The sequence below is a fragment of the Brevundimonas sp. BR2-1 genome (assembly GCF_037626195.1).
Taxonomy (GTDB): Bacteria; Pseudomonadota; Alphaproteobacteria; order Caulobacterales; family Caulobacteraceae; genus Brevundimonas.
In genome coordinates, this window is the sequence record NZ_JARKMV010000003.1 from 307,417 (window position 1) to 329,722 (window position 22,306).

At 69.3% G+C, this 22,306-nt stretch carries 19 protein-coding genes; 9 read left to right on the top strand and 10 right to left on the bottom strand.

What is annotated here, in order from left to right; translation table 11 throughout:
* Positions 1–52: 52 nt before the first annotated feature.
* Positions 53–544, top strand: coding sequence for a CinA family protein (locus BrevBR_RS14500; protein WP_340001409.1), 492 nt, complete (start codon positions 53–55; stop codon positions 542–544).
* The gene (locus tag BrevBR_RS14505; RefSeq protein ID WP_340001411.1) at positions 541–771 is read left to right on the top strand and encodes a sulfurtransferase TusA family protein; all 231 of its coding nucleotides are present in this window, start codon (positions 541–543) and stop codon (positions 769–771) included. The genes BrevBR_RS14500 and BrevBR_RS14505 overlap by 4 nt, the downstream gene beginning before the upstream one ends.
* On the opposite strand, the gene BrevBR_RS14510 is transcribed toward BrevBR_RS14505, so the two are convergent.
* Positions 734–1,651, bottom strand: coding sequence for a YihY/virulence factor BrkB family protein (locus BrevBR_RS14510; RefSeq protein WP_442881306.1), 918 nt, complete (start codon positions 1,649–1,651; stop codon positions 734–736). The two genes, BrevBR_RS14505 and BrevBR_RS14510, sit on opposite strands and share 38 nt — an antisense overlap.
* Positions 1,652–1,868: 217 nt before the next feature.
* Between BrevBR_RS14510 and BrevBR_RS14515 the strand changes: the two genes are divergently transcribed.
* Genes BrevBR_RS14515 through BrevBR_RS14525 form a run of 3 tightly spaced genes read left to right on the top strand, consistent with a single transcriptional unit; the run spans position 1,869 to position 4,562 of the window.
* Positions 1,869–3,176 (top strand): diguanylate cyclase domain-containing protein, encoded by a 1,308-nt coding sequence (locus tag BrevBR_RS14515; protein WP_340001412.1) that lies wholly within the window; start codon positions 1,869–1,871, stop codon positions 3,174–3,176.
* 42 nt (positions 3,177–3,218) lie between these two features.
* Positions 3,219–3,815 (top strand): ArsR/SmtB family transcription factor, encoded by a 597-nt coding sequence (locus tag BrevBR_RS14520; RefSeq protein WP_340001413.1) that lies wholly within the window; start codon positions 3,219–3,221, stop codon positions 3,813–3,815.
* 3 nt (positions 3,816–3,818) lie between these two features.
* Positions 3,819–4,562, top strand: a complete 744-nt coding sequence (locus BrevBR_RS14525) for an SRPBCC family protein (RefSeq protein WP_340001414.1) — start codon at positions 3,819–3,821, stop codon at positions 4,560–4,562.
* 7 nt (positions 4,563–4,569) lie between these two features.
* Here BrevBR_RS14525 and BrevBR_RS14530 read toward each other — a convergent pair whose 3' ends face one another.
* From BrevBR_RS14530 to BrevBR_RS14540, 3 genes are read right to left on the bottom strand one after another with little or no spacing between them, the layout of a single operon-like run.
* Complete coding sequence (locus tag BrevBR_RS14530; RefSeq protein WP_340001415.1) at positions 4,570–5,061, bottom strand: GNAT family N-acetyltransferase; 492 nt, start codon at positions 5,059–5,061, stop codon at positions 4,570–4,572.
* Positions 5,058–8,519 (bottom strand): transcription-repair coupling factor, encoded by a 3,462-nt coding sequence (mfd, locus tag BrevBR_RS14535; RefSeq protein WP_340001416.1) that lies wholly within the window; start codon positions 8,517–8,519, stop codon positions 5,058–5,060. The genes BrevBR_RS14530 and mfd overlap by 4 nt, the downstream gene beginning before the upstream one ends.
* On the bottom strand, positions 8,519–8,839 hold the full coding sequence (locus tag BrevBR_RS14540; RefSeq protein ID WP_332639207.1) for an FAD assembly factor SdhE: 321 nt from the start codon (positions 8,837–8,839) through the stop codon (positions 8,519–8,521). Before BrevBR_RS14540 ends, mfd begins: the two co-directional genes overlap by 1 nt.
* Positions 8,840–8,961: 122 nt before the next feature.
* Between BrevBR_RS14540 and recG the strand changes: the two genes are divergently transcribed.
* Positions 8,962–11,049 carry an ATP-dependent DNA helicase RecG gene (gene recG / locus BrevBR_RS14545; RefSeq protein WP_340001417.1) on the top strand — a complete coding sequence of 696 codons (2,088 nt, stop codon included), beginning with the start codon at positions 8,962–8,964 and terminating at the stop codon, positions 11,047–11,049.
* Here recG and BrevBR_RS14550 read toward each other — a convergent pair.
* Entirely contained in the window at positions 11,046–11,999 is a 954-nt protein-coding gene (locus BrevBR_RS14550) for a LysR substrate-binding domain-containing protein (protein WP_340001418.1), read from the bottom strand. The genes recG and BrevBR_RS14550 overlap by 4 nt on opposite strands.
* A gap of 128 nt (positions 12,000–12,127) precedes the next feature.
* Here BrevBR_RS14550 and BrevBR_RS14555 point away from each other — a divergent pair, with 128 nt between their 5' ends.
* Positions 12,128–14,092, top strand: a complete 1,965-nt coding sequence (locus BrevBR_RS14555; protein WP_340001419.1) for a TonB-dependent receptor domain-containing protein — start codon at positions 12,128–12,130, stop codon at positions 14,090–14,092.
* Here BrevBR_RS14555 and BrevBR_RS14560 read toward each other — a convergent pair.
* From BrevBR_RS14560 to kdsA, 4 genes are read right to left on the bottom strand one after another with little or no spacing between them, the layout of a single operon-like run.
* A complete protein-coding gene (locus BrevBR_RS14560) occupies positions 14,064–15,224 on the bottom strand; it encodes a DUF3089 domain-containing protein (protein ID WP_340001420.1) in 1,161 nt (386 codons plus the stop codon). The two genes, BrevBR_RS14555 and BrevBR_RS14560, sit on opposite strands and share 29 nt — an antisense overlap.
* A complete protein-coding gene (rfaD, locus tag BrevBR_RS14565; protein ID WP_340001421.1) occupies positions 15,221–16,222 on the bottom strand; it encodes an ADP-glyceromanno-heptose 6-epimerase in 1,002 nt (333 codons plus the stop codon). The genes BrevBR_RS14560 and rfaD overlap by 4 nt, the downstream gene beginning before the upstream one ends.
* Positions 16,219–17,673: a D-glycero-beta-D-manno-heptose 1-phosphate adenylyltransferase gene (rfaE2, locus tag BrevBR_RS14570; protein ID WP_332639196.1), complete on the bottom strand. Its 1,455-nt coding sequence runs from the start codon at positions 17,671–17,673 to the stop codon at positions 16,219–16,221. The genes rfaD and rfaE2 overlap by 4 nt, the downstream gene beginning before the upstream one ends.
* A gap of 18 nt (positions 17,674–17,691) precedes the next feature.
* The gene (gene kdsA, locus BrevBR_RS14575) at positions 17,692–18,555 is read right to left on the bottom strand and encodes a 3-deoxy-8-phosphooctulonate synthase (protein ID WP_340001422.1); all 864 of its coding nucleotides are present in this window, start codon (positions 18,553–18,555) and stop codon (positions 17,692–17,694) included.
* Between the two features lie 340 nt (positions 18,556–18,895).
* Between kdsA and BrevBR_RS14580 the strand changes: the two genes are divergently transcribed.
* Positions 18,896–20,116, top strand: a complete 1,221-nt coding sequence (locus BrevBR_RS14580) for a cyclopropane-fatty-acyl-phospholipid synthase family protein (RefSeq protein ID WP_340001423.1) — start codon at positions 18,896–18,898, stop codon at positions 20,114–20,116.
* Between the two features lie 20 nt (positions 20,117–20,136).
* Positions 20,137–20,970: a sulfurtransferase gene (locus BrevBR_RS14585; RefSeq protein ID WP_340001424.1), complete on the top strand. Its 834-nt coding sequence runs from the start codon at positions 20,137–20,139 to the stop codon at positions 20,968–20,970.
* Positions 20,971–20,980: 10 nt separating this feature from the next.
* Here the strand turns inward: BrevBR_RS14585 and BrevBR_RS14590 are convergent, their stop codons facing one another.
* Positions 20,981–22,291 (bottom strand): dicarboxylate/amino acid:cation symporter, encoded by a 1,311-nt coding sequence (locus BrevBR_RS14590; protein WP_340001425.1) that lies wholly within the window; start codon positions 22,289–22,291, stop codon positions 20,981–20,983.
* Positions 22,292–22,306 lie beyond the last annotated feature (15 nt).

Below are 22,306 nucleotides of genomic sequence, written 5' to 3' on the forward strand. Positions count from 1 at the left end.
CGCTTTGGCTCACACTGGACCGACTCGCCGCCCCTTCGGAAGGCCCTGCCCGATGTTCCCCGACGATATTGACGCCTTGGCCCGGCGGGTCGTCGAAGCGGCCGTGGCGCGGGGCCTGATGATCGCCACCGCCGAGAGCTGCACGGGCGGTCTGGTGGCGGGAGCCCTGACGGCCGTCGCCGGCTCGTCGGCGGCGCTGGACCGGGGTTTCGTGACCTACAGCAACGCCGCCAAGAGCGAGATGCTGGGCGTTCCCGCCGAGCTTATCGAGGCCCACGGGGCTGTGTCCGGGCCGGTCGCCCATGCCATGGCCGAGGGCGCCGTCAGCCGATCTGACGCCACGGTCTCGGTCGCCGTTACAGGGATCGCGGGTCCGGGCGGCGGATCGGATGACAAGCCCGTCGGCCTGGTTCATTTCGCCGCCTCGGGGCCTGCCGGCCTGATCCATGCCGAGCATCGTTTCGGCGCCCCGGGCCGCGAGACGATCCGCCTCGAAAGCGTGCGCGTCGCCCTGCGCCTGCTGCTGGACCGGATCGGCGCATGATCGTCGACGCCCGCGGCCACCGCTGCCCGACCCCCAGCCTGAAGCTTCAGAAGGCGATGCGCCAAGCCCCCGCCGGCGCGCGGCTGACCCTGCTGGCGACCGATCCCATGGCCCGGATCGACGTACCGCATCTGATGAACGGCATCGGAGGCCGCATGGTGTCGGTCGACGAGGCGGACGGCGTCCTGACTATCGTGGTCGAGACGCCCGGCGCTCCGACAGATTGACCACGCTCTCCGGCAGGGGCGCGTCGGGCTCGATCTCGGGCGCGCCGATCGACCGGGACGCGATCTCCATCTCGGTGGTGAAGGCGCCGCCGTAGAAGATGGCGTTGACGTTCCACGACAGCCAGATCAGCAGCACCACCACCGCGCCCACCGAGCCGTATGTCGCCCCCAGCGGCGCGATCTGCTCGACATAGATGGCGCACAGCCACGACGAGATCGTCGACATCACCGTCGCCACCAGCCCGCCCGCGATGGACGGCGCCCAGGCCACCGGCGTCCGGTGCGACATGGCGTAGCGGTAGAGCATGGTCAGGCCGATCGCGAGTCCCAGCGCCGGCCACAGACCGTCCAGCGCGATCCCCCCTGACGACGGCGCGGCCGTCCCGGCGACGATCGGACCGGCGTGCTCCAGCAGCCGCGAGGTCACCACCGCACCCGAGACCACGGTGAACAGCAGGAAGGCCGCCAGGGCCACGAAGAAGGCCAGCAGGTTGAATTTGAAGAAGCCGTGCGGCTCCTTCTCATCGTGGATCAGGTTCAGGCCGGCCAGCAGGGCCTTGAAGCCGCGGTGGGCGGCGTATCCGCCGATGACAAGGGCGAAGAAACTCTGCGCCGACACCGTCCGCGCCGAGGCGTTGGCCAGCCGCTCGATCTCGGCCCGGAAGATGGCCCGCGCCGCCGCCGGCATGACGTCGGCCAGGGCCGCCGCCTGTTCGCTGACCTGGGCGATCGACAGCACGGCCTTGTAGAAGCCGATCAGGATGGCGATAGCCGGAAACACCGCCAGCAGGGCGAAGAACGACACCCCGCCCGTGTACAGCATCACGTCCCGGCCCCAGCTACGCGTGAACGCCTTGACCGCCAGCCGACCCCACATCATGGGCGTGGCCCATCGCGCGGCGGCTTCAATATCCGATTTGGCCTGCAAGCCGGTCCCCACAACCGTTAATGCGCGCACTTCTAACGCAATTCGGCCCGAGGGAAAGCACTGCTGGGGATAGCCGCTGTCGACCCGTTGCTTCGAGCCGCCGACCGTCGCTATGGTCCGCGGCCAATGAAACCGCGCCAGGGGGCTGGAGCGGCTGGAGATTCCGACCTTGGGTTCCGATCCGCGCATTCTGGTCGTCGCCCCTGACGACGACCTGGTCGGCCCGCTGTGTCAGGGCCTGGACGCCCTCGGCTGGCGCACCGTCACGGCCCGCTCCCTCGCCGGCGCCATCCAGACCCTGATCGACTGGCCTCTGGAGGCCGTGGTCCTCGACGCCCGCCTGCCCGACGCGGAACAAGGAGTCGGCGCCCTGCGCCAGACCGTCAATCCGCGCCGCCTGCCCGTCCTCGCCATCGGCGCCGACGGCTGGGACCCCGGAGCCGCCGACATCGTCATGTCCGCTCCGCCGCACGCCGCCCAGGCCGCGCTGCGTCTGGAAAACCTGATCCGCTCGGCCATCGCCGAGGAAGAGGTCAGCCTGCGCGAAGCCACCTTCGCGGCGCGCGGCCAGCCCCTGCCCCTGTCCGATCTGGACGCGACGCCGTTGCGCGTCCTGGCGGCGGGCAAGCCGGACCGGCATTTCCTCGCCCTGTCCAACGCCCTGACCGAACGCGGCTGCGAGGTCGTGGCCGCGCCGACGCCCTACACCGCCTTCGACTATCTGCACGAAAAGCCGTTTGACGCCGCCGTCCTGTGGGGCGCGGAGGATCATACCCCCGCCCTGTCGATCGCCTCCGGGATGAAGCGGAACACCCGCCTGTATCATATCCCGGCCGTGCTCTATCTGCGCGGCGCCGGCGAGATCAATCTGGCCGAGCTCTACAACCGCGGCTTCGCCGACGTCGCCGCAGCCGACACGCCAGAGGAAGAGACCGCCGGGCGTATCGTCGCCCTGGCCCGCGCCCATCGCCGCCACGTCGCCATCCGCAAGGCGCTGGAAAGCGCCCGCGGTTCGGGCCTGACCGATCCCGCCACCGGTCTGTTCACGCCGGAACTGTTCGCCAGCCATCTGGCCCGCATCGCCGACGGCGCCCGCCTGCGCCGCCGCCCCCTGTCGGTCGCCGTGCTGCGCGTCTCGGAAACCGATGCGGTCACAGAGGCCCGCAAGGGCGGCTGGCTGGACCGCGCCCTGCCCCAGATCGGGGCCATGGTCTCGCGCCTGATCCGCACCGAGGATACGGCGGCGCGTCTGTCGCCCGACGTCTTCGCCCTCGCCCTGCCCGCCACCCATGGGCCGTCCGGCCGGATCGCCGCCGACCGGATCGCCGCCGTCATCGGCTGCACCGCCTTCGACGCCGGCCCTGACCGCTCGCCCTTCGTGGTCGAGTTCGAGGTTGGCGTCGCCGAGATCTCGCCGGGCGAGTCTCCCGCCGCCGTTCTGGAACGCGCCTCCAGGGACGTGCGGGCCCAGGGCTGACGTCCATTTGACAATCTGATTTGTCTAATGCAGGTTCGCGCCATGACGGCGCGTCCCTCAGCCCTGCTCGACGACCTGGACACCGCCCTGCTGGCGCTGGCGCCGATCCGTCGGCGCATCCTCGCCGCCCTGACCGAACCGGCCTCGGCGGCCGGCCTGTCGGAAAAGCTGGGCCTGCCGCGCCAGAACATCGGCCACCATCTGCGTGCGCTTGAGGCGGCAGGCCTGATCCAGCTGGCTGAGGAACGGCGCAGGCGCGGCTTTACGGAACGGCTGTTCGTCGCCGCCCGAAGCTATGTGTTTGACCCGGCCCTGATGCAGGCCCCGCCCGACCCCGATGCGGTCGAGGCCCAGGACCGCCACGCCGCCGACCATCTGATCTCGACCGCCTCGACCATTGTCCGGGACGTCGCCCGCATGCGTCAGGACGCCGCCACCGAGGGCTCGCGCCTGCTGACCCTGACCGTCGAGGCGGACGTCACCTTCGCCACGCCCGCTGATTTCGAGACCTTCACCGAAGAGGTCAGCACCGCCGTCGCCGCTCTCGCCCGCAAATATTCGGCCTCTTCGGGCCGTCGCTACCGCCTCACCGCCGCCGCCCATCCGGCGACGCCCCGACCCGCGCCAGCCAGGAACTGACCCATGATCGAAGCCGCCAAGCCCATGGAAGACCACGTCCTCGTCGAGGTTACCGTGCCCGCCCCCGCCGATGCGGTCTGGGCCGCGCTGCGCGATCCGCAGCAGATCAAGAACTGGTTCGGCTGGGACGCGGACAGCCTGAAGGATGAGATCGACTTCATCTTCATCACCCACGCCGAGGCCGACGAGGAACGCCGCACGGTCACCTTCGTCGGCGTCAACGATCGCTACGAAGTCGAGGCCCGCGGCGAGACCAGCCTCGTCCGCGTGGTCCGCTCCGCCCCCGTCGGAGAGTGGACGGACGTGTTCGATGGCATGATCGAGGGCTGGATTTCCTTCACCCAGCAGTTGGCCTTCGCCTTCGCCCGCCATCCGGGCCAGACGCGCCGCACCCTCTTCTTCTCGGGCCCGCCGCGCGTGGACGGGCTGGGCCGGTCGGTGCTGGGTCTCGACGCCGCTCCGGCTCCCGGAGAGCCGTACGCGATGCCGCTGGGTCCCGACGCCGACGCCGCGGGCCAGGTCTGGTTCACGGCGCGTCACCAGATCGGCGTCACCGTCGACGCCTGGGGCGATGGCCTGCTCGTGGTGCTGGACAGCCCGCCCCGGGAAGACAAGCGCCCTCTCGGCTCCACCATGCTGACCCTGACCACCTACGGCCTGTCCGACGCCGCCTTCGCCGATCTGGAAGGGCGCTGGAAGGCGTGGTGGGACGCGCGCTTCGACAACGCCGCCCCGCACGAGAGCTAGGCGGCCGTCAGAGCCGCCGATACATGATGTGCAGGCCGACCAACCCCTCATGCGGATGGTCGAACGCCTCCGGGGCGGTGGCGAGGATTTCGAACCCCAACGACCGCCACAGACTCACCGCCGCGTGGTTCGCCGCCACCACGGCGTTGAACTGCATGGCGTGATAGCCGGCCTCCGCTGCGCCGCGGATCACCGCCTCGCCCAGAGCCCGGCCCACGCCCTGCCCGCGGGCCTCCGGCGCGACCATGAAGCTGGCGTTGGCGATATGGGATCCCGGTCCCAACTGGTTGGGACCGTATTTCGCCGTGCCCAGCACCGCGCCGGTCTCGTCGACCGCGACCAGCACCACCCACGACGGCGGATTCCACAGCGCCTTGCCGACAGCCTCGGTCAGGTCGCGCGGATAGGTGTAGGTCTCTCCGGCCGCCGCCGTCGCCTTCACGATCGGCCAGATCGCCGGCCAGTCCGCCTCCGTCGCCTCCCGGATCGTCAGGGTCACGCCGCCTCCGCCACCCGCGCCAGATCGGCGGTGATGCGTTCGGCGACCTTCAGCCGGTCCGCCGCCGTGTCCCACTCGCCCTTGACCACGATCTTCTGGTCCGGCCGGATCTTCCAGAACGCATGGTTCTTCTGGATCAGCCCGACCAGCCCCATCGGATTGGGGAATTCGTTGTTGCGCAGGGTCAGCACCGCGCCCTTGGGCCCGATGTCGATGCGTTCGATACAGGCGGTCTTGCAGTTGGCCTTGATGCCGACGATCCGCAGCAGCTGTTTCGCCTCGTCCGGCAGCGGCCCGAACCGGTCGATCAGCTCTGCGGCCAGCGCCTCGCGCGTTTCCGAGTTCTCGGCGTCGGACAGACGGCGGTACAGGCTCAGACGAACGTTCAAGTCTGGAACATAATCTTCTGGAATCAATACAGCCGCGCCGACATTGATGGCCGGCGACCAGCCTCGGTCGACGACGCCCCCGCCCTCGCCCGCCTGGCGCAGTTCGGCCACCGCGTCCTCCAGCATCTGCTGGTACAGCTCGACCCCGACCTCGCGGATATGGCCCGACTGTTCGTCGCCCAGCAGATTGCCGCCGCCGCGCTGGTCCAGATCGTGGCTGGCCAGCTGGAAGCCGGCGCCCAGGTTGTCCAGCGATTGCAGCACCTGCAGCCGCCGTTCGGACGACAGGCTCATCGGCTTCTCCGGCGGCGTCGTGAGATAGGCGAAGGCGCGCGCCTTGGCACGCCCGATCCGGCCGCGAATCTGGTGCAGCTGGGCCAGGCCGAACATGTCGGCCTTGTGCACGATCAGGGTGTTGGCGGTCGGAACGTCCAGCCCGCTCTCGACGATGGTCGTCGACAGCAGCAGGTCGTAGCTGCCGTCGTAGAAGGCGCTCATCACGTCTTCCAGCTGGGTCGGCGACATCTGGCCGTGGCCGACCACGAACTTGATTTCCGGGACTTGCTCGCGCAGGAATTTCTCGATGTCCGGCAGGTCCGACAGGCGCGGCACGACGTAATAGGCCTGACCGCCGCGATACTTTTCGCGCAGCAGGGCCTCGCGCACCAGCACCGGATCCCACGGCGTCACATAGGTCCGCACCGCCAGACGATCGACCGGCGGGGTGGCGATGATCGACATCTCGCGGATGCCCGACAGCGCCATCTGCAGCGTGCGGGGAATGGGCGTCGCCGTCAGGGTCAGCAGATGGACGTCGGCCCGCAGGGACTTCAGCTTCTCCTTGTGCTTGACGCCGAAATGCTGCTCCTCGTCCACGATCACCAGGCCGAGGTCCTTGAACCCGACCTGTTCGCTCAGCACCGCATGGGTGCCGACCACGATCTCGAACGAGCCGTCCTTCAGCCCCGCCCGCGTCTCGGCCGCGTCCCTGGCCGTCACCATCCGCGACAGGTGGCGCACCTTGACCGGCCAGCCGGCGAACCGCTCGCTGAAGGTCTTGAAATGCTGCCGCGCCAGCAGGGTCGTCGGGCAGACGATGGCCACCTGCTGGCCGCTCATGGCCACCACGAAGGCGGCCCGCAGCGCCACCTCGGTCTTGCCGAAACCGACGTCGCCGCAGATCAGGCGATCCATCGGCGTGCCCTTGCCGAGATCCTCCAGCACGTCGCCGATGGCGTTCAGCTGGTCGTCCGTCTCCTCGTAGGGGAAGCGGGCGCAGAACTCGTCGAACAGCCCTTGCGGCGGCGTGATCGGGTCCGAACTGCGCAAGGATCGCTTGGCGGCCAGCGCAATCAGCCCCTCGGCCATGTCGCGCAAACGGGCCTTGGCCTTGGCCTTGCGCGCCTGCCAACCCGCCCCGCCCAGCCGGTCCAGCTGCGCGCCGTCGGAGTCCGAGCCGTAGCGGGTCAGCAGGTCGATGTTCTCGACCGGCAGATACAGTTTGCTGTCGCCGGCGTAGAGCAGCTCGAGGCAGTCGTGCGGCGCCTGCTGGATATCCAGCGTCTTGAGGCCTTCATATCGGCCGATGCCGTGGTCCAGATGGACGACCAGATCGCCCGTCGTCAAAGCCGACGCCTCGGCCAGGAAGTTCGACGCCCGCCGCTTCTTCCTCGGCCGCGCCAGCCGGTCGCCGAGGATGTCGGTCTCGGAGATGACCGCGACCTCGGCCGTTTCGAACCCGTGCTCCACCGGCAGGACGCCGCGCAGATAGATGTCCTTCGGCGCTTTCCGGACGTCCGCCCAGTCGCGCACCGCGATCACATGCTCCAGCCCGTGGTCGGCCAGCATGGCGGCCAGACGTTCGGACGAGCCTTCGGTCCATGAGGCGAACAGCACCCGTTTCCCGGCCGCCTTCACCTTTTCGGCGTGGCGCGCCACGGCCTCGAACAGATTGACGCTGTCCTGCGCCCGCTCGGCCGCGAAACTGCGGCCCAGCCGTCCGCCCGCATCCTCGCCTGGTCCCTGGAAGGGCGACATGCGCCGCACCCAGCGGCCCGCCAGGGCGCTGTTCCAGTCGCCATCGTCCAGATAGAGCCGCTCCGGCGGCAGGGCGCGATAGGCCGTTCCGCCGGCCTTCCGGCTCATCGCCGCGTCGCGCCGCGCCTCGTATGCGTCGCGGGTCAGGGTCCAACGCTCGGCCCGCGCCGCCTCGACCTGGTTGTCCAGAAAGACCTTCGCGTCCTCGGGCAGATAGTCGAACAGCGTCTCCAGCCGGTCGTAGAGCAGCGGCAGCCAGTGCTCCATGCCCTGCCGCCGCGCGCCCTCGCTGATCGCAGCGTACAGCGGATCGTCGCCCGCCGCCCCGAACAGGCTCAGATAACCCGTGCGGAACCGGGAAATGCTGTCGGCGTCCAGCAGGGCCTCGGACACCGGCGCCAGAGACACCTCGCGCCGCTGCCCGGTCGAACGCTGGGTCGCCGGATCGAAGGTGCGGATCGATTCCAGCTCCGAACCGAACATGTCCAGCCGCACCGGCTCCTCGAAGCCCGGTGGGAAGACGTCGATCACCCCGCCGCGCACCGCGAACTCGCCGCGCTCCGACACCGTCGAGGCGCGCATGTAGCCATTGGCCGCGAAATACCGCTCCAGCGCCGCCGTATCGAGGTCGAGACCGACCGTCGTCTCGAACCCCGCCCCGCAGGTCACCTCGCGCGGCGGCGTCCGCTGGATCGCCGCCCCGACCGTGGTCACGACCAGCGTCGGGCGGCTGTCGCCCTTCTGGCGCCGGGCCAGTTTCGTCAGCGCAGCCATTCGCTCGGCCGACACGGACGATGACGGGCTCAGCCGGTCGTAGGGCAGGCAGTCCCAGGCCGGAAACTCGATGACCTCGATGTCCCGGGCGAAGAAGCCGAACGCCTGAACGAACTCGCCCATACGGGCGTAGTCGCGCGCCACGAAGACGCCGACGCCGCCTTCGGCCTTCAGGCGCTCGGCGACCGTCAGCGCGTCCAGTCCCTCAGGGGCCCCGCCCAGTTCCTGATCGCCCCGTTTGGGCAGCACAGCATCCATCAGCCGGCGCCCTCGGCCACGGCGGCGGCGACGTGGTCGCGCATGAAGTCGCGGATCTTGCCCATCACAGCCGTGTCGTGCGCCGGGGGCGTCGGCTCGCTGCCGATGATCCAGGCGTACAGTCGGTGATCGTCGTCTTCGGCCAGCAGAGCCTCCAGGGAATTCAGTTCGTCTTCGGCCAGGGTCGGCCCGACCTGGTCCGCGAACGGACCCAGCACCAGATCGGCCTCGCGGAACCCGCGCCGCCAGGCCCGGAACACGATCCGGCCCAGCCGCTCACGGGCAGAAGCCTCTTCGGGACGCGCGTCTGTATCGGTCACAAGCTTCCTTGCCCGGTCGGTCGGTTAGCGCGCTCAAGCAGCGCGAAGCGCGATAGCGCCTTTTAACAATGCCGGGTCAGATAGCGTTCCCCCCGCCGTTTCGCCAGCTATGCTGTCGCCTGATGCGGCCCGAGATTCTCTTTCCCCTCTTCGCCGAGAGCTCCACGCTGAAGGGCGTGGGCCCCAAGGTGCTGCCGCTCGTCCAGAAGCTGGCCGGCCCGCTGGTGCGCGACGTCCTGTTCCTGTCGCCATCGGGCCTGATCGTGCGCCGTCCGATGACCGCCATCGACGCCATCGAGGGCCAGGTCGGGATTTTCGAGATCAGCATCGACCGCCTGATCGTGCCGTCCAGACCCGGCGCCCCGATCAAGGTGCGGGCGACCGACGCCACGGGCTTCGTCCACCTGATCTGGTTCGGCGGCTCGGCCCAGCATATCGACCGCCTGCTGCCGCGCGGCCAGACCCGGCTCGTCACGGGCAAGGTCGAGCGTTTCAACAACGAGGTCCAGATCGTCCACCCGGACATCTTCACCCCCGAACAGGCCGGCGAGATTCCCGCCATCGAACCCGTCTATCCGGCGACCCAGGGCCTCACCTCCCGCGTCATCCGCAAACTGGTCCAGGCCTCGCTCCAGCACGCCCCCGACCTGCCCGAATGGCAGGATCCCGCATGGCTGGCGAAAACCCGCTGGCCGGGCTGGCGCGCCGCCCTGGAGCGCCTGCACGCCCCCGAGGCCGAGCCCGATCTGGAGCCCGACGCCCCCGCCCGCCAGCGGCTGGCCTATGACGAACTGTTCGCCCACCAGCTGGCGCTCGCCCGACGCCGCCGCGCCCGCCAGATCACGCCCGCCCCCGTCATCCATCCCGGCGACGCCTCCGCCCGCCTGCTGGCCTCCCTTCCCTTCGAACTCACCGGCGCTCAGGATCAGGCCGTCGCCGAGATCCGTCGCGACCTCGCCTCGGGCGAACAGATGGGTCGGCTGCTGCAGGGCGACGTGGGCTCGGGCAAGACCGCCGTCGCCGCCCTGGCCCTGGCCGACGCGGCCGCCTCGGGTTTCCAGTCCGCCCTGATGGCGCCGACCGAAATCCTCGCCCGCCAGCATTTCCAGCGTATCGCGCCGATGATGGAGGCCGCGGGCGTCGCCACCGTCCTCCTGACCGGCCGGGACGCCCCCGCCGAACGCCGCGCCCGCCTCGCGGCCCTCGCCTCGGGAGAGGCGCAGGTCGCCATCGGCACCCACGCCCTGTTCCAGGACGCCGTCCGCTTCGACCGGCTGGCCCTGGCGGTCATCGACGAACAGCACCGTTTCGGCGTCAACGAGCGCCAGCGGCTGCAGGCCAAGGGCGACCCGCGCACCGGCGGGGTCCACCTGCTGACCATGTCGGCCACCCCCATCCCCCGCACCCTTGAACTGACCCAGTATGGCGAGCTCGAGGTGTCGCGCCTGACCGAGAAGCCGCCGGGCCGCACGCCGGTCACCACCGCCGTCCTGCCGCTGGCCCGCATCGGCGAGGTGGCGAAACGGCTGAAGGCGGCCATCGACGGCGGCGCCCAGGCCTACTGGATTTGTCCGCTGGTGGCCGAGAGCGAGGCCTCCGATCTCGCCGCCGCAGAGGCCCGCGCCGCCGATCTGCGCCGCATCCTCAAGGTCGAGGTCGGCCTCGCCCACGGCCAGATGCCCGGCCCTGAGCGCGAGGGCGTCATGGCCGACTTCGCCGACGGCCGCATCCCCCTGTTGGTCGCCACCACCGTGGTCGAGGTTGGGGTCGACGTGCCCAACGCCACGATCATGGTCATCGAACACGCCGACCGCTTCGGCCTGGCCCAGCTTCACCAGTTGCGCGGCCGCGTGGGCCGGGGCGCCAAGGCGAGCGCCTGCATCCTGCTGTACGGCGGGGGCGACGACGGCCTCGGCGAAATCGCGAGGACCCGGCTGGAGACCCTGCGCCGCACCGAGGACGGGTTCGAGATCGCCGAGGAGGATTTCCGCCTGCGCGGAGGCGGCGATCCGCTGGGTCTGAAGCAGAGCGGCTTCCCGGCCTATCGCTTCGCCGACCCGATCCGGCACCGCGCCCTGTTGCTGGCCGCGGCCGACGACGCCCGTCTGGTGCTGGGCCGCGACCCCGACCTGACCTCGTCGCGCGGCGAGGCGGTCAGGGTGCTGGAAGCCCTGTTTGACTGGCGCAACGATCGTCCGGGCATCGACTAGGGCGCCGCTTGGGGCCCTATCGTCACGCAGCGCTCCAGATACGGCCGGGCCACGGCGAGATCCCGCGCGGCCTCGTCGCGAATCCACGCACGGAAAGCCTGCACCTTTGCGCTGCCGGCGCGCACGCCGGGCCAGGTGAACCAGTACCGGCGTCCGTCCGCCACGACCAGGTCGTGGGCCGGGACCAGAGCGCCCGAGGCCAGTTCGCCGGCGAAGAAGATCGGCGAGGCCAGGGCCACGCCGTGGCCCGCGATCGCCGCGGTGACGCACATGTGCTCGGCCCCGAAATCGGTGCCGAACCGGCCGGTCAGGTCGAGCCCCGGCCATCCTGCGGCGGCGAACCAGGTGGCCCACCAGTTCGGGCGGCCCAGCAGGGCGAAGCCCAGCGGCGGCCCGGGCGTATCCAGCCTGCGCGCCGCTTCCCTCAGCGCTGGACTGCACACGGGCATGTAGAGGTTGGGAACCAGATCATCGGCGCGCAGACCCGGCCACACACCCCCGCCGCTTCGCACGGCGGCGTCGAACTGGCCGGTGCCGAAATCCGTCGGAGCGACCGAGAGGTCGAGGGTGATCCGTATGGCCGGATGGTCGGTGTGAAACCTCCCCAGCTTGGGCGCCAGCCAGGCGGCTCCCACCGTCGGCAGGGTGGTCAGGGACAGGGTCTGGTCGGCGCTCTCGACCGCATGGGCGAAGACGGAGCGCATGGTCGCGAACGTCTCTGACAGGATCGGCCCGATCAGGGCGCCCTGCGGCGTCAGCTCGACCTGCCGGGCGTGGCGTATGAACAGGGTCACGCCCAGCCGGCGCTCCAGCTGCTTGATCTGATAGCTGACGGCGGCCGCGGTCATGCCCAGTTCCGAGGCGGCGCGTGAGAAACTGCCCAGACGTGCAGCGGCCTCGAACGCTCGTACGGCGGTCAGAGGCGGCAGGCTTTCGGGCGTGTTCAGCATCAGCTCACCTTAGCCTTATCCGCATTGTTTGGCGTGTTTTCTGTCGGACGGCTTCCGCACCATGCCGGCGTCCCGCCCGTCTCGCCGACGGACAGGGAACCTCCCCGCCGCCGTCATGAAAGGGCACCATGTCGCCTCGCGTTTCCCTCCCGTTGGCCGCCTGTTCGCAGACGGCCCTCCTGTGCTTCCTCGCCCTGATGATTCTGCCCTCGGCGGCCCGCGCCCAGCGCGCGTCCGAGAATGCGGTGACCGGCGCGACGGACGGCTTCGGCGCCAGCATCGGCAATGAGCGGGTCGGCGTCTACAGCCCCACCAGCGTACGCGGCTTCAGCCCGGTCACGGCCGGGAACCGGCGGCTGGACGGCCTGTATTTCGACATGGGCGGCAACGGCCTGACCAGCCGCCTGACCGCCAGTTCGACAGTTCGGGTCGGCCTGACGGCTCTGGCCTATCCATTTCCCGCCCCCTCCGGGATCGTCGACTATGCGCTGCGTCCCTCCGGCGACCGGCGCATCGTCAGCGTCGTGGGCGGCCGCACCAACTATGGCGGCTCCTTCGTCGAGGTCGACACCCAGATCCCGCTGATTCCCGGGCGCACCAGCCTCGCCGCCGGGACCCAGGTGAGCGAAAGCCACCACTCGGACGGCCGCACGGTCGACTATTTCCAGTTGGCCGTCATTCCCCGGCTGAAGTTCGAACGCGGCTCCATCACCGCCTTCTACGGCTACGCCGAGACCAGTCGCGACGGACCCGCCCAGTTCACCACCACCGGTCCGGTCCTGCCTCCTGTGGTCGACTACAGCAAATTCTACAGTCAGCCCTGGGCCAGCAACCGTCAGCAAAGCGACACCTACGGCCTCTTGGGCGACCTGGCCCTGCGCGACGACCTGACCCTGCGGGTGGGCGCGTTCGAGTCGCGCTCCAACCGCGTCGCCACTTTTGACGACCTGTTTCTCGACATCCAGCCGGACGGAACGGCGCGCAATGTCATGGTGGCCGAGCGCGACCTGCCCGCGCGATGGACGTCCGGCGAGGCGCGCCTGACCTGGGTCCGCGACGCGGGGCCGTTCGATCATGCGGTCCACCTGTCCGTTCGCGGTCGCGACAAGCGTCTGGTAAGCGGCGGCGGCGGCTCCGCCTTCCTCGGTATCGCCCGTCTCGGCGAACACACGTTTCGCTCCAGGCCGGATTTTGTCTTCGGAACGCCGACCATCAGCGAGGTTCGCCAGCTGACGGGCGGCGTCGCTTACGTCGGCCGATGGTCTGACCGGGCGGAACTGAACGTCGGCCTGCAGAAGACCGACTATCGCCTGACGATCCATCAGAGGGGCGTCACCGCTCATACCGAGGATTCGCCATGGCTGTACAACGCCACCCTCGCGATCAGTCCGCGCCCCTGGCTGGCCTTCTACGCCGGCGCCGCGACCGGCATCGAGGAAACCCGGGGACCGCCGCTGACCGCCGTCAACCGGGATGACGCGGTGCCCGCCTCGCGCACGGAACAGCAGGACGCCGGGGTCAGGATTGCCCTTGGCCGCACGCGCGTGGTGGCGGGCCTGTTCCGGATCGAACGGCCCTACTATGGCGTCGGGTCCGACGGGGTCTACAGGGCGCTGGGCGACGTCGCCAACCGTGGCGTCGAGGTCTCGGTGGTGGGCCAGGTCACAAACCGGTTGTCGGTCGTGGGAGGCCTGGTGCTTCTGGACGCCGAAGTCACCGGCGAGGCCGTCGACAGCGGGCGCGTGGGCCGGCGGCCCGTCGCGACCTCCAACCGCTCGGGCCGGATCGACGTCGAATACCGGCCCCCGTTCCTGGACGCCCTGTCCCTGACCGCGGGCGTCCAGCACACGGGACCCGCCATCGCCAGCACGGCCGGTTACGCCGCATTGAGCGGCGATCAGCTGGAGGTGCCCGCCTGGACCACCCTGGATCTGGGCGCGCGCTACCGGTTCGCGGTCGGGGAGACGCCGGTGTCGGCGCGTCTCCTGCTGGCCAATGTGTTCGACGACAGAGGCTACGCCGTGGCGTCGGGAAACGGCTTCCAGCTGCGCGAGACGCGCCGCTTCAGCCTTCAGCTGTCGGCGGACTTCTGACGTCCGGCGCGGATGATCCGGCGGCCTGGCGCGGAGGCTCCTCCAGCCAGGCTGTCAGGCGCGCCTGAACGTCCGCTTCAATATCGCCATAGAACAGATTGTAAGGCCGGGATTTTCTTCGATCAGCCCAATTCCCGGTCTCACGGAAGGACTCGGTCGTCGGTTCGGTGTGGCGCAGCAGACCGCCGCGGCACTGGGTGGCGATCTCGCGAGCCATCAGGGCCGGCCGCGCGCCCCACTCCAGCCCCGTGGCGTTGGTCGCCCCCTTGTGGACCCGCATCTCGACGGGCGCGGTGTTGGTGGAGCCCGTGACCGGGTTGACGCACAGCGCCGGACGCCCGTCCAGATCGACCAGCCGGCCCCGCGTATCCCAGACCAGCGCCCGGCGGAGCCGCCGCCGCGCCGCGCCGTCATTGCCGTTGCCGACCGGAGACCAGCCCACGACGCAACCGACCTGATCCCGGCGCGCGCAGGCGGGAACCAGAGGCGACAGGCCGTTCGCGGCCGCCACTACATCGATCAGATAGGCCGCGACCAGCCGCCGGCGCAGCGCCGGGTCGGTCGCGACCCGCTCGCGCACCAGCCGCTCGACGATGTCGCCGCCCTGCTCCACCCCCGCCAGCACGATCGGCCCGGTCGGATGATTGGCGATCCAGACGTCGAACGCCGCCGCCACGTCGCCATACGCAAAGGCCCGCGCCTCCCGCGCGTCCTCGCGCAGCGTCAGCCGGGTGTAGAGACTGCCCTGCCGATAGCGGGGCGCGCTGATCGCCCCGGAACGGGCGAACGGGCCAGCGTAGTTAGGCAAAACGACCCGGCTCAGCCAGGCGTCGGCGCTGCGGTCCCCGATCGGCCCGTTCCAGTCCCGTCCGCCGTCATAGGTGGTCGAATGGACGAAGAAGATCGCCGCCGGCCCCGCGCCCGGCGTCCGGGTCTCGCGCAGCGCCCAGGCCGCCGGCGCGCCGTAGTCGGGCGCAGGCGGGGGCGTATACGTCTGGAACGGCACCTGCGGATCCAGCCCGGCCTTGAGGATGTCTCCGCGCCACACGGCTACCGCCGTGGCCAGCAGGAGGATGATCGTCAAGCCGATCCAGCCGGCCCATTGCCGAAAGGTCAGCCGGCGCCAGCTCATCGATAGGGATCCGCCCTGGCGAGGAAGTCCTGCACATAGCGGCGCACGCCTTCTTCCAGCGGCGTCGATTGCCCGTTGAAGCCAGCGGCGCGCACCCGCTCCATCCGGGCCTCGGTGAAATACTGGTATTTGTCGCGGATGCTCTCGGGCGTGTCGACGTAGTCGATCCGCGGCGCCTTGCCCGCCGCCGCGAAGGTGGCGTTGGCCAGGTCGAGGAAGGACCGCGCCTGTCCGGATCCGGCGTTGAACACCCCGGACACTTCGGGCGTCTCCAGCAGCCACTCCACCATGTCGACCACATCGTCCACGAAGACGAAGTCGCGCATCTGGCCGCCGTCGGCGTAATTCGGATTGTGCGAACGGAACAGGGTCACCGGCTGGTCGGCCTGGACCTTGGGCCAGATCTGGGCCACGACCGACTTCATGCTGCCCTTGTGGTACTCGTTCGGGCCATAGACGTTGAAGAATTTCAGCCCCGCCCACTGGGTCGGCGCCGTCCGCGACTGCGCCTGCCGCGCCGCATACTGATCGAACAGATATTTCGAATAACCATAGGCGTTTAACGGCCTGAGTGCAGACAGGGACCGAAGATCGTCATGGTCCTCGAACCCCAGTCCGCCGTCTCCGTAGGTCGCCGCGGATGAGGCGTAGATCAGCCGCGCGTCGCGCAAGGCGCACCAGGCCCACAGGTCCCGCGACAGACCGAAATTGGTGCGCAGGATCAGGTCGGCGTCCGGCTCGGTTGTCGAGGAAATGGCGCCCATATGCACCACGGCCTCGATCCGTTCGGCGTTTCGCTCCAGCTGGTCGAACAGCTCTTCCGGCTCCCAGAAGTCGGCGATCGGGTGTTTGGCCAGGTTTTTCCACTTGCCGAGGTCGGCCGTCTCCAGCCGGTCGCACACGACGATGTCGCGCCGCCCTTCGGCGCACAGACGCGCGACGATGTTCGAGCCGATGAAGCCGGCTCCGCCCGTCACCACGATCATGCGTCGGATCATGTTCCGCCCTTCATCTTCTCGACCGTCTTCGTGGTCGAATAGCCGTCCTCGAACGTCGCCAGTCTCACCTCGCCGCCCCAGCTCTCGACCAGATCGCCGCCGACCACGCCTTCGCGCGTATAGTCCGCGCCCTTGATCAGCACGTCGGGCCGCAGCCGCTCGATCAGGGCCAGGGGCGTCGGATCGTCGAAGGCCGTCACCCGGTCCACGGACTGCAGGCCGCCGATGACCACGGCCCGGCTGTCCAGATCGTTGATCGGCCGCCCCTCGCCCTTCAGCCGCCGCACCGAGGCGTCGGTGTTCAGCGCCACCACCAGCCGGTCACACCAGCCGCGCGCCTGGGCCAGATAGGCGACATGGCCCCGGTGCAGGATGTCGAAACAGCCGTTGGTGAAGCCGACCTTCAGCCCCTGCCGCTTCCAGCCCTCGACCACGGCTGCCAGCTCTTCCAGCGGCATGACCTTGGCGTGGGCCCCGGCAGCGTGCTGGCTCATCTCCGCGTCGATCAGCTCGGCCGGGGTGACCACCGCCGTGCCCGCCTTGCCGACCACCACGCCCGAGGCGAGAATGGCGAACTCCACTGCCGTCTCCAGCGAGGCGCCCGCGCCCAACGCCAGGCCCAGAGCCGCCAGACCCGTATCGCCGGCGCCCGAAACGTCGAACACCTCGCGCGCCCGGCCGGGGAAATGCTTTACCGCCCCGCCGCGCCGCATCAGGCTCATGCCCTTGCCGGCCCGCGTCACCACCACGGCCTTTGCCGTTGTGGCGTGCAGCAGCGCCTTCAGGGCCGCCTCGGCCTCGGCGTCGCTCTCGACCGGCAGGCCTGTCGCGGCGGCCAGTTCGCTGGCGTTCGGCTTGATCAGATCGACCGCGCCATAGCGGGCGAAATCGCGACCCTTGGGATCGACCACCACCGGCGCGCCGCTCTTCTGGGCCGCCGACAGGGCTTGGGCGATCACCAGATCGCTGACCACACCCTTTGAGTAATCCGATAACAGATAGACAGAAGTGCCCGTAAAGGCATCGCTTTCATCTCCCATCAGAGCCGCCGCCTCCTCGTCCAGCCGCAGCAGTTGCTGACCGGCGGCGACGAAGCGCGTCTTGACGATGGTGGCCACGCCAGCCCGGCGTTCGACAGCGTCCTCGACGCCGGGTTCGGCCGAGATCAGGGCCGCCAGTTCGTCGCCGGCGGCGTCCTGTCCCGCCACGGCCCCCAGCCGCGCCACACCCCCCAGCGCCGCGACGTTGCGGGCCACATTGCCCACGCCGCCCGGCATGGCGACGGTGTGGCGCGTGCGCAGCACGGGAATGGGCGCCTCGGGCGAGATCCGGCTGACCTCGCCATAGACGTAGCGGTCCAGCATCAGGTCGCCGACGCAGGCGACCTTCAGCCCGCGCACCCGCTCCAGCAGCGCCTGCAGTTGTCCGAGATCGAGGGTGCGTTCAGCCATCCCCTTGGCCTATCGGATTCAGGCGGCCTTCGCCATCCGCGCCTTCGTCAGATCGTCGTAGGCGATCAGGTCGGCGGCCAGCGCCTCGAACTGGTCCAGCGGCACCATATTGGGTCCGTCCGACGGGGCGTTGTCGGGATCCTGATGCGTCTCCATGAAGACGGCGTCCACCCCCACGGCCACGGCGGCGCGGGCCAGCACCGGCACGAACTCCCGCTGGCCGCCCGAGGACGTCCCCTGCCCGCCCGGCTGCTGCACGGAATGGGTAGCGTCGAACACCACCGGACAGCCGATCTCGTGCAGGATCGGCAGCGACCGCATGTCCGAGACCAGGGTGTTGTAACCGAAACTGGCCCCGCGCTCGCAGGCCATGACGTTGGGATTTCCGGCGCCGACGACCTTGGCGATGACGTTCTTCATGTCCCACGGGGCCAGGAATTGGCCCTTCTTGATGTTGATGACCTTGCCGGTCGCCGCCGCGGCCAGCAGCAGGTCGGTCTGACGGCTCAGGAATGCCGGGATCTGCAGCACGTCCACGGCCTGGGCCGCAATCCGGCAATGCTCCTCGGTGTGCACGTCGGTCAGCACCGGCAGGCCCGTGACCTCGCGGATCTCCGCGAAGATCGGCAGCGAACCCTCGAGGCCGAAGCCGCGTGCGGCGGTGGCCGAGGTCCGGTTCGCCTTGTCGAAACTGGTCTTGTAGATGACGCCGACGTTCAGCCGCTCGCCGATTTCCTTCAGCGCATGGGCCATCTCCAGCGCGTGCTGGCGGCTTTCCAGCTGGCACGGACCGGCGATGAAGACGATTCGCTGGCCGCCGCCGATGCTGACGGGGCGCTTCAGGCCGTCCTTGATGTCGATGACGGCGTTGGGTCTGGACAAGGCGGACTTCCCGGATTTGCTGCTGGCGACGCGCGGTTGATGCCGCACTCGTGCGGCGATCAGATGGCGTCTGACGGCGAGGTTGGCAAGTTATCAGGCGCCCGACCCGATGGCCACCGAGGGCCGCCCCGCGCCCTTGCCGACGGCGGGCTCGCCGCCAATGTTCTGAATCGCGGCGGGCTGATGGATCCGCCGTCCATGCTTCACCGTATTTCCGGATCCATCCGGTCATTCAGGGGCAGATTTCGATGCAGACGGCCATTCCGTTCCACGCTGGACTTCCGGTCTCCGTCGGCGGGGGGATTGACGCCCGTCCGTCGTCCGTCGGAGACTTCCGCCCATGACGTCGGTCACCGCCGAGCGGCATGAGGCAGGCGCCCGCGCCCCCCGCGGGTTTTCACTGCTGCTGCGCCTGCTGGCCGCCAACTGGACCTTCGGCCGTCTGACGGTCCTGCTGCCCAACGGCGAGGTGCATCAGCTCGAAGGCTCACAGCCGGGCGTCTCCGCGATTTTCGACATCAAGGACTACCGCTTCGCCCGTCGTGTTCTGGCCTCGGGCGATATCGGCTTCGCCGAGGCCTATATGGCCGGCGAGTGGGAAAGCCCGCATCTCGCCGCCTTGCTGGAGGCCTTCGCCCACAATCACGACCACATCCGCCGGCTGGTTGACGGTCATCCGGCCATGAAGGCGGTCCACTGGCTCACCCACCGGATGAACCGCAACAGCCGCAAGGGCTCGCGCAAGAACATCCACGCCCACTACGACCTCGGCAACGCCTTCTATGCGTCGTGGCTGGATTCCTCGATGACCTATTCCTCGGCCCGATTTGCGCAGGCCGGCGTGGCGCTGGACGCGGCCCAGCGCGAGAAATACGCTTCTCTGGCCCGGTTGATGGACCTTCGATCCGGCCAGTCGGTGCTGGAGATCGGCTGCGGCTGGGGCGGCTTCGCCGAATTCGCGGCGAAGGAAATCGGCGCCCGCGTCACCGGCATCACCATCTCGCAGGAACAGTACGACTTTGCCCGCCAGCGCATGTTCAACGCGGGCCTGTCCGACAGGGCCGACATCCAGCTGATCGACTATCGCGACGTGCACGGGTGCTTCGACCGCGTCGCCTCGATCGAAATGTTCGAGGCCGTGGGCATGGAATACTGGCCCGCCTATTTCGGCAAGATCCATGAGGTGCTGAACCCCGGGGGCAAGGCCGGCCTGCAGATCATCACCATCGACAACGCCCTGTTCAGCGGCCTCAGAAAGCGCACCGACTTCATCCAGAAATACATCTTCCCCGGCGGCATGCTCCCGTCGGAGAACGCGTTGAAGCCCGTCGTCGACCGCGCCGGGCTGGAATGGGGCGCCATTGAGCGGTTCGGTCAGGATTACGCCGAGACCCTGAAGCTCTGGGACGAGCGCTTCCAGGCGGCCTGGGGCGACATCCGCCGCATGGGCGGGTTCGACGAGCGGTTCCGGCGGTTGTGGCGCTTCTACCTGGCCTATTGCGAGGCCGGCTTCCGCTCGGCCCGGACTGACGTGATACAATTGGTTCTCGCACGCGGCTGACGCGTGCGCCGGACCTCGCCATGACCTCTCCCTCACCCCTGATTTCGACCGGGGAGCTTGCCGCGCGCCTCGGCGATCCCGGCCTGCGCCTCGTCGACGCCAGCTGGCATCTGGACGGCCGTGATGGATCGCCGGATTTCGAGGCGGCGCGCCTGCCCGGCGCGGTCTTCTTCGATCTGGACGCCAGTTCGGATCCGGACAGCCCCCTGCCCCACATGCTGCCGACGCCCGCCGCCTTCGCCGCGCGCATGGGCGGTCTGGGGATATCGGAGCGCGACGCGATCATCGTCTATGACACGGTCGGCATCCGCTCGTCCGCCCGGGCCTGGTGGATGTTCCGCGTCATGGGCGCCGCCAACGTCCGCGTGCTGGATGGCGGCCTGCCGAAATGGCTGGCGGAAGGCCGTCCGGTGGAGAGCGGGCCGTCTGCCGCCCCGGTCGCCGCCGTCTTCCTGGCGCGCCTCGACGCCCACGCCGTCGCCGGCCTCGCGGAGGTTCGTTCCGCTCTGGACGCAGGAGAGCAGGTGCTGGACGCCCGCTCCGCCGGCCGCTTCCACGGCCGCGAACCGGAACCGCGCGCCGGCCTGCGTTCCGGTCATATGCCCGGCGCGCTGAATCTACCGTTCCCGGGCGTGCTGAAAGCCGACGGAACGATGAAACCGGGTCCGGCGCTGGAACAGGCCTTCCGGGCAGCCGGCGTCGATCCGGACCGGCCGGTCATCACCACCTGCGGCTCGGGCGTCACCGCCGCCATCCTCAGCCTGGGGCTGGCCGTGCTCGGCAAGCCGTCCCGGCTCTATGACGGCAGCTGGGCCGAATGGGGCGGCCGGCCGGCTGCCGACATCGCCCCGTAGTCGCCGCGTTCTAGGCCGGCGGCGCGACCGGCTCCGGTCCCGCGATCTCGGCCGGCACGTCGACCTCGCCGCGCGACACCACCGTGGCCGCCACCAGATCTCCGGTGACGTTCAGCGTGGTCCGGCACATGTCCAGGAAACGGTCGACGCCGAGGATCAGGCCGATGCCCTCGGCGGGCACCCCGACCATGGTCAGGATCAGGGCGATGACCGGCAGGGAGCCGGCCGGCACGCCCGCCGTGCCGATGCCGCCCAGGATGCAGACCAGCATCACCACCAGCTGCTGCTGCAGGTTCAGGTCGACGTTGAAGAACTGGGCCAGGAACAGGACCGTCACGCCCTCGAACAGGGCGGTGCCGTTCTGGTTGGCCGTGGCGCCGACCGTCAGCACGAAGCGCGAGATGCGCCGCGGCAGTTTCAGCTTCTCTTCCGCGGCCTTGATGGCGATCGGCAAGGTGGCGTTGGACGAGGCGGTCGAGAAGGCCACCACGAAGGGCTCGCGCACGCCGTTGGCGAACCTCAGCGGGTTCATGCCGCCGAAGATCCAGACCAGCAGCGGATAGACGACGAACATGTGGATCGCCATCGCGCCGATGGCGACGCCGGCATAGGCGCCCAGCCGCACCAGCAGATCCCATCCGAACACCGCCGACAGGTTGAACATCAGGGCCGCGATCGCGAACGGGGCCAGTTTGATGACCAGGTTGATCAGCTTCATCATCACTTCCAGCAGGCCCTGCAGGGCGTTCTGGAGCGCATCCGTGGCCGGGCTCTTGGCCATGACCATGCCGATGCCGAAGATCAGGGCGAAGATCATCACCGGCAGAATCTGGTTCTCGGCCGCCGCGGTGACGACGTTGGACGGGATCATGTCGAGGAAGAACTGGCCCGCCTCGATGCTCTTGGGCGCATTGCCGACAATGGCTGAGGCCCCCTCGGCGCCCTGCGCCAGCAGTTGCTGGGCCAGAACCGGATCGACGCCGTCGCCGGGGCGGAACCAGTTGACCATGCCCAGGCCGATACCCACGGCGATGGCGGAAACGACGACGGTGAACACCAGGGTCTTGAAGCCCACGCGACCCAGCGACTTCAGATCTCCCATCTCGGCCACGCCGACCGCCAGCGCCGCGAACAGCAGCGGCAGAACCAGCATGAACAGCAGGCGAAGGAAGATCTGGCCCACGGCCTGGATGAGCGACATCACCTCGGGGATGACGGTCTGACCGGTCAGGTTGACGTAAAGCCCGCCCCCCAGTCCGACCACGAAGCCCAGCAGCATCCACAGATAGAGCGGCACGCCGCCCTTTTTCGTCGTTTCCATTCGTCCCCCCGGCTC